Annotated in this window: 14 protein-coding genes; 4 read left to right on the top strand and 10 right to left on the bottom strand. The window is 73.9% G+C overall.

Going from position 1 to position 14,846, the window contains the following annotated elements:
- Positions 1-23: 23 nt before the first annotated feature.
- On the bottom strand, positions 24-3,086 hold the full coding sequence (locus ACFU5G_RS23895; RefSeq protein ID WP_377250395.1) for an alpha-mannosidase: 3,063 nt from the start codon (positions 3,084-3,086) through the stop codon (positions 24-26).
- Between the two features lie 117 nt (positions 3,087-3,203).
- Between ACFU5G_RS23895 and ACFU5G_RS23890 the strand changes: the two genes are divergently transcribed.
- Genes ACFU5G_RS23890 through ACFU5G_RS23880 form a run of 3 tightly spaced genes read left to right on the top strand, consistent with a single transcriptional unit; the run spans position 3,204 to position 4,869 of the window.
- Positions 3,204-3,581 carry a DUF1844 domain-containing protein gene (locus ACFU5G_RS23890; RefSeq protein WP_020016648.1) on the top strand — a complete coding sequence of 126 codons (378 nt, stop codon included), beginning with the start codon at positions 3,204-3,206 and terminating at the stop codon, positions 3,579-3,581.
- Positions 3,581-4,129: a hypothetical protein gene (locus tag ACFU5G_RS23885; RefSeq protein WP_377250393.1), complete on the top strand. Its 549-nt coding sequence runs from the start codon at positions 3,581-3,583 to the stop codon at positions 4,127-4,129. Before ACFU5G_RS23890 ends, ACFU5G_RS23885 begins: the two co-directional genes overlap by 1 nt.
- Before the next feature lie 35 nt (positions 4,130-4,164).
- Positions 4,165-4,869 carry a S1C family serine protease gene (locus tag ACFU5G_RS23880; RefSeq protein WP_377250390.1) on the top strand — a complete coding sequence of 235 codons (705 nt, stop codon included), beginning with the start codon at positions 4,165-4,167 and terminating at the stop codon, positions 4,867-4,869.
- 151 nt (positions 4,870-5,020) lie between these two features.
- Here ACFU5G_RS23880 and ACFU5G_RS23875 read toward each other — a convergent pair whose 3' ends face one another.
- From ACFU5G_RS23875 to ACFU5G_RS23835, 9 genes are all read right to left on the bottom strand, one after another.
- Positions 5,021-5,536: a hypothetical protein gene (locus tag ACFU5G_RS23875; protein WP_377250387.1), complete on the bottom strand. Its 516-nt coding sequence runs from the start codon at positions 5,534-5,536 to the stop codon at positions 5,021-5,023.
- Between the two features lie 141 nt (positions 5,537-5,677).
- Positions 5,678-6,406, bottom strand: a complete 729-nt coding sequence (locus ACFU5G_RS23870) for an SseB family protein (protein ID WP_377250384.1) — start codon at positions 6,404-6,406, stop codon at positions 5,678-5,680.
- Positions 6,403-7,155, bottom strand: a complete 753-nt coding sequence (gene priA / locus ACFU5G_RS23865; protein WP_377250381.1) for a bifunctional 1-(5-phosphoribosyl)-5-((5-phosphoribosylamino)methylideneamino)imidazole-4-carboxamide isomerase/phosphoribosylanthranilate isomerase PriA — start codon at positions 7,153-7,155, stop codon at positions 6,403-6,405. Before priA ends, ACFU5G_RS23870 begins: the two co-directional genes overlap by 4 nt.
- A gap of 88 nt (positions 7,156-7,243) precedes the next feature.
- A complete protein-coding gene (gene hisH, locus ACFU5G_RS23860) occupies positions 7,244-7,888 on the bottom strand; it encodes an imidazole glycerol phosphate synthase subunit HisH (protein WP_377250378.1) in 645 nt (214 codons plus the stop codon).
- A 2-nt stretch (positions 7,889-7,890) separates the two neighbouring features.
- Entirely contained in the window at positions 7,891-8,487 is a 597-nt protein-coding gene (locus ACFU5G_RS23855) for a hypothetical protein (protein ID WP_020016654.1), read from the bottom strand.
- Between the two features lie 5 nt (positions 8,488-8,492).
- Positions 8,493-9,092: an imidazoleglycerol-phosphate dehydratase HisB gene (gene hisB / locus ACFU5G_RS23850; protein WP_377250375.1), complete on the bottom strand. Its 600-nt coding sequence runs from the start codon at positions 9,090-9,092 to the stop codon at positions 8,493-8,495.
- A complete protein-coding gene (locus tag ACFU5G_RS23845) occupies positions 9,089-10,282 on the bottom strand; it encodes a histidinol-phosphate transaminase (RefSeq protein ID WP_377250398.1) in 1,194 nt (397 codons plus the stop codon). Before ACFU5G_RS23845 ends, hisB begins: the two co-directional genes overlap by 4 nt.
- Before the next feature lie 91 nt (positions 10,283-10,373).
- The gene (locus tag ACFU5G_RS23840; RefSeq protein ID WP_377250373.1) at positions 10,374-12,887 is read right to left on the bottom strand and encodes a RecQ family ATP-dependent DNA helicase; all 2,514 of its coding nucleotides are present in this window, start codon (positions 12,885-12,887) and stop codon (positions 10,374-10,376) included.
- A gap of 68 nt (positions 12,888-12,955) precedes the next feature.
- The gene (locus ACFU5G_RS23835; RefSeq protein WP_377250371.1) at positions 12,956-13,837 is read right to left on the bottom strand and encodes a helix-turn-helix domain-containing protein; all 882 of its coding nucleotides are present in this window, start codon (positions 13,835-13,837) and stop codon (positions 12,956-12,958) included.
- 102 nt (positions 13,838-13,939) lie between these two features.
- Here ACFU5G_RS23835 and ACFU5G_RS23830 point away from each other — a divergent pair, with 102 nt between their 5' ends.
- The gene (locus ACFU5G_RS23830; protein ID WP_377250369.1) at positions 13,940-14,809 is read left to right on the top strand and encodes an oxidoreductase; all 870 of its coding nucleotides are present in this window, start codon (positions 13,940-13,942) and stop codon (positions 14,807-14,809) included.
- Positions 14,810-14,846 lie beyond the last annotated feature (37 nt).

Below are 14,846 nucleotides of genomic sequence, written 5' to 3'. Positions count from 1 at the left end.
CTGCAGGTCTGACACGCCGTGGGCTACGCCAGGGCGAAGCGCAGCGTGCGCACCTCGAACGGGCTGAGCTCGAGCGTCACCGTGCCGTCGGCCGTCAGGCCGTCGACGGCGCCGCCGTCCAGGTCGTCCTCGATGAGGGTCACGGTCCGGGCGCCGGCGACCGGGGCCGCCACCGTGACCGTGCCCGTCGTGCGCCGGCCCAGCGCCTCGTACACCCGCACCACGAGGTCACCCGACCGGTCGTCGGCGAGCTTGACCGCCGACAGGGTCACGCCGCCGCCCACGTGCACGAGCGGCTCGAACCCGGCCGCGCCGCGCAGCTCCCGGGGACGCGCGCCGAACGTGGCGCCCGCCTCGGTCGCCAGGGCGGTGTCCGCGCCGACGACCAGGCCGTACCGGTGGGTCTGGAGGCCCTGGTCGGTCTCCGGGTCGGGGAACCGCGGCGCGCGCAGCAGCGAGAGCCGCACCGTCGTGGTCACGTCCGGCACGCCCGGCGCGGGCGCCACGCCCTGGTCGGACACCTCGCGGGTGACGTCGTACGCGTAGGACGAGTCGTTGACGAACCCGACGCCGAAGCCCGGCTCCTCCGCGAGCACCCAGCGGTGCATCGACGTCTCGAACTTGGCGGACTCCCAGCTCGTGTTGGTGTGCGTGACCCGCTTGTGGAAGCCGAACTGGGTCTCGGCGGCCACGTGCTCGGCCCGCACGTCGAGCGGGAAGGTGACCTTGAGGAACTTCTCGACCTCGTGCCAGTCGGTGCGCAGGTCGACCTCGAGCGTCCGGCTGCCCGGCGCGAGCGTGATCACCTGCTCCAGGCTGGAGGCCGAGAACTGGCGGTGCACCGTCACCACGGCCACGCCGTCCTCCACCGCCGCGGTCACCTTCTGCGCCTCGCGCAGGTCGGTCACCGAGTTGCGGTAGAACCGGTCGACGTCCCAGGCGTCCCACTTGTTCGGGAAGTCCTGGTGCAGCTGCAGCACGTTCGCGTCGCGCCCCGGCGCCACCGCGTCCCGGCCGGTGGCCAGGTCGACGGCGGACGTGACGTGGCCGGCGGCGTCCAGCGTGATCCGGACCAGGTCGTTGGCCAGCACGTAGCCGCCGTCGGGCAGCTCCGTGACCGTGCTGGCGGCGGCCGCCGGGGCGGACGCCGCGGCCACGCCCAGCGCGGGCACCCCCGCCTGCGCGAACACCGCGGGGTTGGCCCGCAGCGCCACGTCACCCTCGCCGACCAGCGCCCGCAGGGAGCGGTCGATGATGGCCTGCACGCCCTCGGTGATCGCCGCGTGCTGCGCGACGGCCTCGCGGTGCACCCAGGCGATCGAGGTGCCGGGCAGGATGTCGTGGAACTGCAGCAGCAGCACCTGCTGCCACAGGGCGTCCAGCTCCTCGTAGGGGTAGTCCGCCCCGGTCCGGGCGGACGCCGTGGCCGCCCAGGCCTCGGCCTCGACCAGGAGCTGCTCGTTGCGGCGGTTGCCCTGCTTGGTCTTGTGCTGCGACGTCAGCGTCGCCCGGTGCAGCTCCAGGTAGAGCTCGCCCACCCAGACAGCGCTGTCATCCGTGCCGGAAGCGAGCAGCTCCCCGCGAGCGCGCTCGAAGAACGCGTCCGGGTGCTCCCAGCGCACCTTGGCGCTGCCCTCGAGGTTCGCGAGCCGCTTGGCGCGACCGGTCATCTCGCGGGTGGTGCCGCCACCGCCGTCGCCGTAGCCGACGGGCGCGATCGATCCCGTGGCGCGCCGCGACTCGCGGAACTGGCGGGTCGCCTTGCCGAGCTCCTCGCCCGAGAGCTGCGAGTTGTAGGTGTCCATGGGCGGGAAGTGCGTCAGCACGCGCGACCCGTCGATGCCCTCCCACCAGAACGTGTGGTGCGGGAAGACGTTGACCTGGTTCCAGGAGATCTTCTGCGTGAAGAACCAGTCGAACCCGGCGCGGCGGACGAGCTGCGGCAGGGCCGGCGAGTAGCCGAACGAGTCGGGCAGCCACACCCCGTGCGAGCGCAGGCCGAACTCCCGCTCGAAGAACCGCTGCGCCTGTGAGAACTGGCGCGTCAGCGCCTCGCCCGACGGCATCACCGTGTCGGACTCGACCCACATGCCGCCCAGCGGCAGGAACCGGCCCTTGGCCACGGCCTCCTTGATCCGCTCCCACACCTCGGGGCGGTGCTCCTTGACCCAGGCGTACTGCTGCGCGGACGACATGCCGTAGACGAAGTCGTCGGTGCGCTCGATGAGGTCGGTCATGGACGACGTCGTGCGCGCCACCTTGCGGATCGTCTCGCGCAGGGGCCACAGCCAGGCGGAGTCGATGTGCGCGTGCCCGACGGCGGAGACCTCGTGGGCGCTGGCCTCGGCGGGGCTGGCGAGCACGTCCGCGAGCGCCGCCCGGGCCGCTCCCGCGGTCTCGGGGATGCGCTGCAGGTCGAGCACGTCGAGGGCGTCGTCGAGCGCCTGCAGCACGCGCATGCGGCGCGGGCCGGTGGGCAGCTCGGCCTGGAGCTCCAGCAGCACCTCGACGTCGAGCCCGAGGTCGTACACCTCCGACTCGAAGACCGCGAGGTCGATGCGCCGGGTCGTGTACAGCGGGTCCGGGGACGACGTCGTGATGTCGCCCTCGGTGGTCCGCTCGAACACGTTGTGCCCCAGGAGCACGGGGTTGGACGCCGCCTCCAGGAACAGCTCGACCCGCTCGCCGCCGGCCGCGGCGTCGGCCACGACGACGTGCTGGTTGCGGGGGTTGATGGACTTCACCGGGCTGCCGTCCGGCCGGTAGACGAGGGCCTCGGCCTGGAAGCCGGTGCGGTCCACGTCGAAGCCGAGGTCGACCACGGCCTCGACGGGGCGGCCGGCCCACTCGGCGGGCACGGTGCCCGTCAGCCGGAACCAGGTGGTGCCCCAGGCCGGGCCCCACGGGGTGCCCACCTCGTACGGCTCCATCGCGAGGGCGAGCCCCTCGGCCGGCGGGATCGGCTCCCCCGGCAGGGCGTGCCACTCGACGTCGAGCGGGACCGACGTCTCGTGCACCGCCGGCCAGATCCGCTCGGTCAGGACACGGTGCGCGCGCCCGGTGGTCAGTGTGATGTCGTCGTGCATCGAAAGGGCCTCCCCTGTTTCACCGTTGAACGCACGCAGGCTAACCCAGACTCCGGCCGTCGTCGGGAGGTGTTCGGTGGGCGTCCGCACCCCCGGGGGGATGAAAGGATGGTGCCCATGAGCACGAGCGACGAGACAACCACCGGATACGACGCCCCGGTGGGCTCCGACCAGGCCACGCGGGACATCGCGGAGGTCGCCGCCGTCGAGGTCATCACGACCGCCGCCGTCCACCTGATGAGCGCCGCCGCGGTCAAGTGCGGCCTGGCCGAGGGCGACGACGCCGAGGAGCTCAAGGACCTCGACGAGGCGCGCAAGCTGATCACGGCGTTGGCCGCGCTGGTCGTCGCGAGCGCCCCCGACATCGGCAACCAGCACGCCCGCTCGCTGCGCGACGGCCTGCGCAGCCTGCAGCTCGCGTTCCGCGAGGCGTCGGTGATCCCCGACGCTCCGGGCGAGGGCCCGGGTGAGAAGTACACGGGCTCCGTCGTCTGATGACCGAGGCACCCGTCGTGGTGGCGCCCGGCCCGGACCGGGCGCCGCGGCCCCGCCGGGGTTCGCGCATCCTCGCGATCGTGCTGGTGGCGACGATCGCCGTCGGCGCGTACCTGTGGCTGGCCACCATCCGCTGGCAGCGCACCGCCACGGAGTGGGAGGAGAAGGCCCAGGGCTACGCCGACGAGGTCGGCTCGCTGCGGATGCAGCTCGACGGCGCGAACTCGGAGCTGCAGGCCGCCCGCGACCAGCTCTCCACGGCGACGTCGCGCATCACGGACCTCGCGAACGAAAAGGCGCAGCTGGGTGACGAGAACGTCGCCTCGCAGCAGTACCTCGACTACCAGACGCAGGTCAGCGGGGCCGCGGCCACGGTGGCCTCGGCACTGGGGCAGTGCGTGTCGGGCCAGGAGCAGCTGGTCGGCTACCTCAAGGAGGCCGACCAGTACGAGCCCGCGGACCTGATCCGGTACGAGAAGGAGGTCAACGAGCTGTGCGCCGACGCCGAGGACGCCAACCAGGCCCTGCAGCGGGAGCTGCGCCGGTGAGGCCGGCCGCCCGTCGACGCGCCGGTGGTGTCGCGGTGGTGCTCGCCCTGACGGGCGCGCTGGGCGGCTGCGGCGTGCTGCCGCCGCTGCCGGACCCGGTGCCGAGCGACATCGTGCCGTCCACCCCGGTGGACCTGTCCCCCGCCGCGGGCGGCGACGCCCTGAGCCCCGACGGGTTCGACGCCGTGGAGCGCATGGCGGTCCGCATCCGCAACGTGGGCTGCGAGGAGCTGTCGACGGGTTCGGGCTTCGCGATCGACGAGCACACGCTGATCACCAACAAGCACGTGGTCTCGGACTCGAAAGACCTCGAGGTCAGCACCTACGACGGGCACGACATCACCGTGGGCGCCACCTCGACGGCCGGCCTGGCGGACCTCGCCGTGGTCCGCACGACCGACCCGCTGCCGTCGCACCCGGAGCTGGCGAAGGCCGACCCCGAGCCCGGCGACCACGTGACCGTCGTGGGCTACCCCGCCGGCGGCGAGCTCACCGTCACGGAGGGCGAGGTCAAGGGCTCGACGCGGGACCCGCTGAACGCCAACCTCGGCGAGGTGCTGCTCACGGACGCCCCCGTCGAGCCCGGGTCGTCCGGGTCGGCGGCGCTGGACGACAAGGGCCGCGTGATCGGCGTGGTCTACGCCAAGACCGGGGACGACAACAGCCTGCTGGTGCCGCTGTCCACGCTCCAGGAGATGCTGGGCGACGACACGGCGTTCACGCCGGCGTCGGGGTGCTGAGCGGTGCCGATACCGGGAGCGATGGACCCTCCGGCGGGCAAGATGTAGGCTTGAGAGTGCGACGGGCAGTAGCCCGGAGAAGTGAACCCGAGACCCATCCGGACGGTTGTGGCGCTCGGGTTTCGCGCTGTCTGGACACGAACGACGGTTTCTAGACGTCGATGACCGACTCGACCAGCGGCAACGCCCGCCGGCGCCAGTCGCCGCTTCGTGCCCACGACCACCCGATCACGTCCGGGATCGCCAGCAGCGGCTCCTGGGCGGCCCGCTCGTGCAGGTAGACCAGGTCTGGACAGGCGTGCTGCTTGATCAGTCGGGCCAGGTCCCGCCGGTCTCGCTCATCCATCGTCTCGTCGGACTCCAGACAGAGCTTCGCGTGCCCGGACGCGGCGATGTCGGCGACCATCGAGTCCAGGCACGCACGGCGGCGATCGATGTCGCTCTTGTAGCCGGCCCCCGCCCGATAGATGGTCGCGGTCTCGCCCTCGCCGCACAGCACCGAAAGGACCTGTCGCCGCCGGGAGCTGCTCTCGGACTTCATGTGCAGGCGGCGCTGGCCCGGTAGGACGAGCGATCGGATCGTCTTTCGGACGGTCGCGAGTCGCGCGGGCTCGATCGCGGCGGCGATCAGCAGGTAGTCCCCGCTCTTGGACTCGTCGACGAACACGTGGGCAGGCAGGGCTCTCTCACTCTCGCGTCAGCATGCGGCAGAAGATCAATGATTCCACCGTTCATCAGCAATAGCGCGAGATGATGAGAGATGTTGCTTATACGCAAGAGGAGAGCCTCTTGCAGCCAGCCGCCCTCTTCAGCGCGCCGCGCCGATCCGGAGCTCCAGCGAGTCCACCCGCGCCGAGATGACCTCGGACGCCGCCAGCCGCGCGTTGACCTGGCCCAGCACCGTGTCGAGCCCGGCCCGGTCCAGGCCCGGGTCCAGGGCGAGCACGACCGCGACCTCCGCCTTGCGGCCGGGCTCGGCGTGCGCCCGCACCACGTGCTGCACGGGCGCGGCGGCGACCGTCACCTCGGAGGCGACCTCGGGGTCCACGGCCAGCCCGTCCTCGTGCGGCACGACCGCGGGCTGCCACGGCTTGCCCTGGGCCAGCGCCCACACCGCCGGGCGCGGGACCAGCGCCGTCGCGGGACCGGCCGGGTCCACGACGATCAGCGCCCAGTTCTCGCTCACCGCCGACAGGGCGGCGCGGGTCGCCTCGACCGGGACCGGCCGCGCGTCGGGCCGCCAGGCCTGCATGGTCGCCACGGAGGTGAACACGGGCAGCGCCCGGCGCCCGTCGGGGGCCTCCAGGGCGACGACGCCGGACGACGCCTCCTTGTCGACGGCCAGCCCGTCCGGGTTCTGCTCGACGACGCCGGCCTCCGCCAGCACCGGGACGAGCACGCGGGTCTCGGCCAGGCGCGCGACGACCTCGCGCAGCGGGACCGTCCCGGTGGAGTGGCCCGCGAGCAGCCGGGTCAGCTCGGCGTCGGCCGAACCGTCGTCGCCCGCGAACTGGCTGGAGGGCTGGATCGACTTCACTCGGCGGCCTCGCTGCCGGCGGCGCCCGGGCGTCCCGCGACGTCGAGCGCCTCGGGGAGCGTGAAGGCGCCGGCGTACAGGGCCTTGCCGACCACGGCGCCCTCGATGGTGCCCAGGGCGCGCAGCGCGCGCAGGTCGTCGAGCGACGAGATGCCGCCCGAGGCGACGACGTGCGCGGGGGTGCGCGCGGCGACGTCGGACAGGAGGTCGACGTTGGGGCCGCGCAGCGTGCCGTCCTTGGTCACGTCGGTGACCACGTAGCGGGCGCAGCCGGCCTCGTCGAGCCGGCCGAGGACCTCCCAGAGGTCGCCGCCCTCCTTGGTCCAGCCGCGGGCGGCGAGCGTCGTGCCGCGCACGTCGAGGCCGACGGCGACGCGGTCGCCGTGCTCGGCGATGACCTTGGCCGTCCAGGCCGGGTCCTCCAGGGCGGCGGTGCCGAGGTTGACGCGGCGGGCGCCCGTGGCCAGGGCGCGCTCCAGCGACTCGTCGTCGCGGATGCCGCCCGACAGCTCGACCTGCACGTCCAGCTCGCCGACCACGCGCGCGAGCAGCTCCGCGTTGGAGCCGCGCCCGAAGGCCGCGTCGAGGTCCACGAGGTGCACCCACTCGGCGCCGCCGGACTGCCAGTCCAGGGCTGCGGTCAGCGGGTCGCCGTACGAGGTCTCCGAGCCGGCCTCCCCCTGGACGAGGCGGACGGCCTGGCCGTCGGCGACGTCCACGGCGGGCAGGAGCACGAGTCGGTCGGTCATGTCTCTCCAAGTTCTTTCGGTCGAGATGTCGGGTGCCGGACGCCCGCCCGCTCCGGAGGCCGGGCGGGCGAGGTCCAGCGGTCGACGGTCAGGCGAGGGTGGTGAGCCAGTTCTCCAGGAGCTGGGCGCCGGCGTCACCGGACTTCTCGGGGTGGAACTGCGTCGCGGCCAGCGGGCCGTCCTCGACCGCCGCGACGAACCGGCCGCCGTGGTCGGCCCAGGTGACCTTCGGGGGCGTGAACCTGCCCACCGCGTTCTCGTCGTACCCCTTGGTGAACGTCTGGGCGGCGTAGGAGTGCACGAAGTAGAAGCGCTCGTCGGCGATCCCGGCGAAGAGGGCCGAGCCCTCCGGCGCCTCGACCGGCGACCAGCCCATGTGGGGCACCACGTCGGCGTGCAGCCGCTCGACGACGCCCGGCCACTCACCGATGCCGTCGGCGCGCTCGCCGTGCTCCACGCCGGCGTCGAACATGACCTGCATGCCCACGCAGATGCCGAGCACGGGGCGGTTGCCGGCCAGGCGGCGGCCAACGACCTCGTGGCCGCGCACGGCCGTGAGCCCGGCCATGCACGCCGCGAAGGCGCCGACGCCGGGCACGACCAGGCCGTCGGCGTCCTGCGCGAGGGTCCGGTCGGCGGTCAGCGTCACGTCGGCGCCCACGCGCTCCAGCGCGCGGACGGCGGAACGGACGTTGCCGAAGCCGTAGTCGAGGACGACGACGCGGGCACCCACGCTCAGATCCCGCCCTTGCTGTCCGGGCCGGTCTCGCCCTTGCCCATGCTCTTGCGGGCCTTGCGGGCGGCGGAGGTCAGCATCCGGACCGCCTTGAACTTGCTGATCGAGTCCGAGCCCACCACGCCGTCGACGTCGGCCAGGGCCGTGGCGCCGGTCAGCAGGTCGACGACGCTCTCGGGCGCGCCACCCAGCACGAGGCCGGGGGCGAGCTCGTCGCCGCGCACGCCGTCGCTGAACCGGACGGCCGTCATCTGCTCGCCCGTGCGGGTGACCAGGACGAGCGGCACGCCCCGCACCAGCTGGGAGATCGCCGCGGCGGCACGCTCGGGTGCGTCGCCCGAACGGTCGCGCAGCACGCCGACGGCACCGACCGAGGTCGGCACGGCGTCGAGGTCGAGCTGGGCCAGGGAGCTGGCGGCGGCCAGCGGCTCGGCGCCCGCGATCTGGGTGATCAGCGCGGCGAAGTCGGGCTCCCCGGAGCCGGTCAGGGACGACAGGTCGTCCGGGATCTCGAGGTCACCGAGATCGAAGTCGGGCAGGTCGTCGCCGGCAGGCGTGCTGTCGGACCCGTTGTCGGGCCTGGGGCTGTCGGACATGGCTGCTAGAGCGCACCCTTCGTGGACGGGATGCCGTCGACCCGCGGGTCGACGGCCACGGCGGCGCGCAGCGCACGCGCCAGCGCCTTGAACTGAGCTTCGACGATGTGGTGCGGGTCGCGGCCGGACAGCACCCGCACGTGCAGGCAGATGCCCGCGTGGTGGGCGATGGACTCCAGCACGTGCCGCGTCAGCGACCCCGTGAAGTGGCCGCCGATCAGGTGGTACTCCTGGCCCGCCGGCTCGCCCTCGTGCACCAGGTACGGGCGGCCGGACACGTCCACGACCGCCTGGGCGAGCGCCTCGTCGAGCGGCACGAGCGCGTCGCCGAACCGGGAGATGCCGGCCTTGTCGCCGAGGGCCAGGCGGAGCGCCTCGCCGATGCTGATCGCGACGTCCTCCACCGTGTGGTGGGCGTCGATGTGCGTGTCGCCGGTCGCCTGCACGGTGAGGTCGATCAGCGAGTGCTTGCCGAGCGCCGTGAGCATGTGGTCGTAGAACGGCACGCTCGTGCTGATGTCGGTGCGCCCGGTGCCGTCGAGGTCGAGCTCGACCAGCACCTTGGACTCGGACGTGGCGCGCTCCACGCGGGCTGTCCTGCTCATGCCTGTTCCTCTCCCTGCTCCTGCAAGACCTCGGTGAGCGCCGCGCGGAACGCGGCCATCTCGGACGACGTGCCGATCGACACCCGGAGCCAGCCGTCGGGGCCGGTCTCGCGGATCAGGACCCCGCGGTCGAGCAGACCCTGCCAGACGGCGTGCCGGTCGCCGAACGTGCCGAACAGCACGAAGTTGGCGTCGGTGTCCGCGACGTCGAACGGTAGCCCGTCCGGCAGCCGCTGCTCGCGCAGCCACGTGACGGTCGCGTCGCGCTCGGCCCGCAGCGCGGCGACCTGGGCCATCAGCGACTCGCGGTGGCGCAGCGCGGCACCGGCCGCGGCCTGCGTGACGGCGCTCAGGTGGTACGGCAGCCGCACGATCCGCAGCGCGTCCACGAACTTCGTCGACCCGACCAGGTAGCCGAGCCGCATGCCTGCGGCGGCGAACGCCTTGGACATGGTGCGCGAGACGGCCAGGTTCGGGTACCGCTCCAGCAGCGCGACCGCCGACGGCGTGCCGGGCCGCCGGAACTCCGCGTACGCCTCGTCCACGACCACGACCGGGCGCGCCCCGTCGAGGTCGACCGTCAGGGCCGCCTCGCAGACCGCCTCGATGGTGGCCGTGGGCAGCGCCGTGCCGGTCGGGTTGTTGGGGCTGGCCAGCAGGATCACCGACGGGCGCACCTGACGGATCAGCTGGACGGCGTGCGCCGGGTCCAGCGTGAAGTCGTCCTCGCGGCGGCCGACGACCCACTTCGTGTGCGTGTCCCGCGCGTACTCCGGGTACATCGAGTACGTGGGCGCGAACGAGAGCGCGGTGCGGCCAGGGCCGCCGAACGCCTGCAGCACGTGCAGCATGACCTCGTTGGACCCGTTCGCCGCCCAGACGTCGAACTGCGCCAGATGGACGCCGGTCTCCATCTCCAGGTAGTCGGCGAGGTCGCGGCGCAGGACGGTGGCGTCGCGGTCCGGGTAGCGGTTCATGCCGCGGGCGGCACGCGCCACCTCCTCCGCGATGGTCGCGACCACGTCCTCACCGGGCGGGTACGGGTTCTCGTTGACGTTCAGCAGCACCGGCACGTCGAGCTGCGGCGCGCCGTACGGCTCCTCGTCCGCCAGCTCGGGACGCAGCGGCAGGCGCACCGAGGACGCCGAGGCGCTGCCCTCCGCGCTCTGCTCGTCGACGGCGTTGGTCATCACCGCACCAGTCTACGAAGCCCGCGGCACCGGCCCGGCACCAGTCCGCCCACCGGGCGGGTGGCCCTGGTCACCCGCCCGGCACCAGGTGTCACCGCACGCCCAGCACGAACGGGTACACCGCGGCCGCGCCGGCCTCGCGCAGCAGCCGGGACGCCACCGTCAGCGTCCAGCCGGAGTCCGTGTAGTCGTCCACCAGGAGCACCGACCGGCCGGGCAGCCCGCGGAGCGCGCCGTCGCCGAGCTGGAGCTGCAGGCGCCGGGCCACGCCCGCCAGCCGCATCGCGGAGTTCACGTCGTGCCGGCCGGGCTCCTCCTGCCCGGCGACCGGCCCGACCGCGCCGATCATCGGCACGCCCAGGTACTTCGCCAGACCGGTGGCCAGGTGGAAGGAGAGCTGGGGCCGGCGGACCGAGCGGATCGCGACGACCGCCTCGACCACGAGCGGACCGGCCTGGGCGGCAGCCTGGTCGCCGCCCTCGGTCCCGTCCTCGGGCTCCTCGCTGCTCTCCACCGGCGGCCGGAGCGCCGGCCACTCGTCCAGCACGCGCGCGGCGGCCCGGCGCAGCGGCACGGGCAGCTCGCCGTCCTGCGCGTTCGGGGCGAGCAGGTCGCGCAGCGGTCCGGACCAGCCGAGGCCGTCGAGGCGGGCGACGGCCCGGCCCGGCTCGGCCAGCTCGGCGGGCGGGATCTTGCCCTTGAGGTCCAGGCCGATCGAGGCCAGGCCCGTGGGCCACATCTTGCGCGGCTCGACCTCCATGCCCGGGCGGTCCATCTCTGCGCGCGCGGCGGCGACCGCCTCGGCGTCAGGCGCCTCGGGCAGGGCCATGTGACCGCACCGGTCGCAGCGGCCGCACTCCCAGCCCGGCGTCAGCTCCGGGTCGTCGAGCTGGGCGCGCAGGTAGGCCATGCGGCAGCCCGGGGTGTTCACGTAGTCGACCATCGCCTGCTGCTCGGCGGCCCGGGTGGCGGCGACGCGGCCGTACCGCTCGGCGTCGTACGACCACGGCCGGCCGGTCGCCTCCCAGCCGCCCTTCACCCGCCGGACGGCGCCGTCGACGTCGAGCACCTTGAGCATGGTCTCCAGGCGGCTGCGGCGCAGGTCGACCTGCGTCTCCAGCACTGCCGTCGACATGGTGCCGCCGCCGGCCAGGGCGTCGAGCGTGGCCCGCACCTGCCCCTCGGCGGGGAACGCCTGCTCGCCGAACCAGTCCCAGATGGCCTTGTCCTCGGTGCCGGGCAGCAGCACCACCAGCGCCTGGTCCACGCCACGGCCGGCACGACCGACCTGCTGGTAGTACGCGATCGGCGACGACGGCGCGCCCAGGTGCACCACGAACGCCAGGTCCGGCTTGTCGAAGCCCATGCCCAGCGCGGACGTGGCGACCAGCGCCTTGACGTCGTCGTTCTTGAGGTCCGCCTCGAGCTGCTCGCGCTGCGCCGGCTCGGTGCGCCCCGTGTAGGCGGCCACCGCGAGGCCGTAGCCACGGAGCTGCTCGGCCACCTGCTCCGCCGCCGAGACGGTGAGGCAGTAGACGATGCCGGACCCCTCGATGTCCTGGAGCGCCTCGGCCAGCCACGCCACGCGGGTGGGCTGGTCGCCGAGCTCCAGCACGGCCAGGTGCAGCGACTCGCGGTCGAGCCCGCCGCGCAGCACCAGCACGTCCTCGCCCGCCGCCTGGTCGCCGTGCACGGCGAGCTGCTCGGCCACGTCCTGTGTCACGCGCTCGTTGGCCGTGGCGGTCGTCGCCAGCACGGGGATACCCGCCGGCAGGTCGGCCAGGAGCGTGCGGATACGCCGGTAGTCGGGGCGGAAGTCGTGGCCCCAGTCCGAGATGCAGTGCGCCTCGTCGATGACCACGAGGCCGGCGTCGGCCGCCAGGCGCGGCAGCACCTCGTCGCGGAAGCCGGGGTTGTTCAGGCGCTCCGGCGAGCAGAGCAGCACGTCGACCTCGCCGCGCGCGATCGAGGCGTGCACCTCGTCCCACTCGGTCATGTTGGCCGAGTTGATCGTCACGGCCCGGATGCCCGCGCGCGAGGCGGCGGCGATCTGGTCGCGCATGAGCGCCAGCAGCGGCGAGACGATCACCGTGGGACCCGCGCCGCGGGCCCGCAGCAGCCTGGTGGCCACGAAGTACACGGCCGACTTGCCCCACCCGGTGCGCTGCACCACGAGCGCCCGGCGGTGGAAGGCCGCGAGCGCCTCGATCGCCGTCCACTGGTCGTCGCGCAGCCGTGCGTCGTCGCGGCCGACCAGCTCGCGCAGCGCGGCCTCGGCCTCCTCGCGCAGGGAGGCGCCGGGCGTCGCGGCCGGGACCGGGCGGGCGGTCTCCTCGGCCTCGGCCTCGACCGCCTCCTCCGTCGGCTCGGCCCCTTCCGCGTCCTGCTCCGCCGGCTCGGCCGGCGGCCACCGGCGGACCGGCGCCGCGGCCGCCACGCCGCCGTCGGGCAGCAGGCCCCGCAGCATCTGCAGCTTGGCCGCCTGGGCCTCGGGGGTGTTGCGCGCGGACGGCGGCAGCCCGGGGTCACCGACGTCGGTCAGGTGGGCGTCGTCGGGCGGCTCCTCCATGCTGAAGGGCAGGTCTGCGAAGGGGTCCTTGGTCACGTGATCGATCCTAGGAGCAGCCACCGACACCGCGAGCCGGTTATCCACAGCCGGGTGCGCTTGGCACACTATTCGCCGGTGATTCCCGACGTCGTCACCGTGCGCGCCGCCGCGGCGTCGTCGGGCACGCCCACCGACGCCGCCAGCGACGCGAGCAGGGCGAGCCGCTCCCCCGTCGGCGAGTCCGGGGCGGCGTGCAGCAGCACGACCATCTGCCGGTCGGTCCCCGCGATCGACAGCTTCTCCATGTCGAGGTCCAGCTCGCCGACCTGCGGGTGCAGCATGCGCGTGACGTGCGGCCGCCCGAGGTTCACGTCGTGCCGCGCCCAGAGGGTACGGAACCGCTCCGAGGCGAGCGAGAGCTCCCCGACGAGCCGTTCGGGGCGCTCGTCGTCCGTGTCCGTGCCCACCGCCTCGCGGAACCGGGCGACGAGCTTGGGCGCCACCTCGGGCCAGTCGGGGTGCATCGCCTGCTCGGCGGGGTCCAGGAACAGGTCGCGGAGCCGGTTGCGGCCCACCCGCAGGGTGGGCGACAGGGCCTCCGCCAGCCGGTTCACGGCGAGCACGTCGAAGTACCGCCCCTCGATGTACCCCGGGATGCCGACCCGCTCCAGGAGCCGCAGCGTCCCGGCGGGCACCACCTCACGGCGCGGCCGCCGGGGCCGACGGCGCGGCGCCGGGGCGGCCAGGTCCAGCAGGTGCCGCGTGGCTGCCTCGTCCAGGAGCAGCACCCGGGCGAGCGACTCCAGGACCTGGACGGACGGGTTCCGGTCCCGGCCCTGCTCCAGCCGGAGGTAGTAGTCGGCGCTGATGCCCGCGAGCAGCGCGACCTCCTCGCGCCGCAGGCCCGCCACCCGGCGCACGCCGCCTTCCGGCAGCCCGACGTCGGCGGGGCGCACCAGCTCGCGGCGCGCCCGGAGGTACTCGCTCAGCTGGGTCTCCCGGGTCATGCCCACCACGGTAGGCCGGGCGGCTCGCGCGTGCCTGGTCCCCGTACTCCCAGGATCGTCCGGGCACTGCCTGTCCGCCCCGGTCCGCCGGACGGTGGAGCCATGACCACACAGACCCTCCCCGGCGGCGCCTACCCGCTCGCCGAAGACCTCACCGTCAACCGCGTCGGCTACGGCGCCATGCAGCTCGCGGGCCCCGGCGTCTTCGGGCCGCCCGCCGACCGTGCCGCCGCCGTCGCCGTCCTGCGCGAGGCCGTCGCGCTCGGCGTCAACCACATCGACACCGCCGACTTCTACGGCCCGTACGTCACCAACGAGATCATCCGCGAGGCCCTGCACCCCTACGCCGCCGACCTGCACGTCGTCACCAAGGTGGGCGCGGTGCGCGACGCCGAGGGGCACTGGGTGCTGGACCGCGAGCCCGGCCGGCTCCGGCGCCAGGTGGAGCAGAACCTGGAGCACCTGGGACTGGACCGGCTCGACGTCGTCAACCTGCGGGTCGGCGGGTTCGGGGCCCCGGAGCCCGGGTCGCTCGCGGCGCAGTTCACCGCCCTGGCCGGGCTGCGGGACGAGGGCCTGATCCGGCACCTCGGCGTCAGCACCGTCACCGCGGAGCAGGTGGCCGAGGCGCAGTCGATCGCGCCGGTCGTGTGCGTGCAGAACATGTACAACATCGCCAACCGCGGCGACGACGCACTCATCGACTCGCTGGCCGCGCAGGGCATCGCCTACGTGCCCTACTTCCCGCTGGGCGGCTTCTCGCCGCTCCAGTCGGCGGAGCTGGACGCCGTGGCCACCCGCCTGGGCAGCACCCCGGCCGCCGTCGCGCAGGCGTGGCTGCTGCGGCGGTCGCCGAACATCCTGCTGATCCCCGGGACGTCGTCGGTGGCCCACCTGCGGGAGAACGTCGCCGTGGCCGACCTCGTCCTGCCCGACGACGAGGTCGCGGTGCTGGACTCGATCGGCGACTGAGGGGAGCACGCGCGTACGGCGCCGGGCGGACCCGAGG

Origin of the sequence: Promicromonospora sp. NPDC057488 (genome assembly GCF_042802395.1) — a bacterium.
Lineage (GTDB): Bacteria > Actinomycetota > Actinomycetes > Actinomycetales > Cellulomonadaceae > Promicromonospora.
Note: the sequence above shows the minus strand (reverse complement) of the source record. Positions and strands in the feature narration are given on the sequence as shown.

What these genes read in the sequence shown, in the direction of transcription:
- priA (WP_377250381.1), bottom strand. Translation starts at nt 7,155, where the DNA reads ATGACCGACCGACTCGTGCTCCTGCCCGCCGTGGACGTCGCCGACGGC.
- ACFU5G_RS23855 (WP_020016654.1), bottom strand. Translation starts at nt 8,487, where the DNA reads ATGTCCGACAGCCCCAGGCCCGACAACGGGTCCGACAGCACGCCTGCC.
- ACFU5G_RS23845 (WP_377250398.1), bottom strand. Translation starts at nt 10,282, where the DNA reads ATGACCAACGCCGTCGACGAGCAGAGCGCGGAGGGCAGCGCCTCGGCG.
- ACFU5G_RS23835 (WP_377250371.1), bottom strand. Translation starts at nt 13,837, where the DNA reads ATGACCCGGGAGACCCAGCTGAGCGAGTACCTCCGGGCGCGCCGCGAG.
- ACFU5G_RS23895 (WP_377250395.1), bottom strand. Translation starts at nt 3,086, where the DNA reads ATGCACGACGACATCACACTGACCACCGGGCGCGCGCACCGTGTCCTG.
- ACFU5G_RS23890 (WP_020016648.1), top strand. Translation starts at nt 3,204, where the DNA reads ATGAGCACGAGCGACGAGACAACCACCGGATACGACGCCCCGGTGGGC.
- hisB (WP_377250375.1), bottom strand. Translation starts at nt 9,092, where the DNA reads ATGAGCAGGACAGCCCGCGTGGAGCGCGCCACGTCCGAGTCCAAGGTG.
- ACFU5G_RS23885 (WP_377250393.1), top strand. Translation starts at nt 3,581, where the DNA reads ATGACCGAGGCACCCGTCGTGGTGGCGCCCGGCCCGGACCGGGCGCCG.
- ACFU5G_RS23830 (WP_377250369.1), top strand. Translation starts at nt 13,940, where the DNA reads ATGACCACACAGACCCTCCCCGGCGGCGCCTACCCGCTCGCCGAAGAC.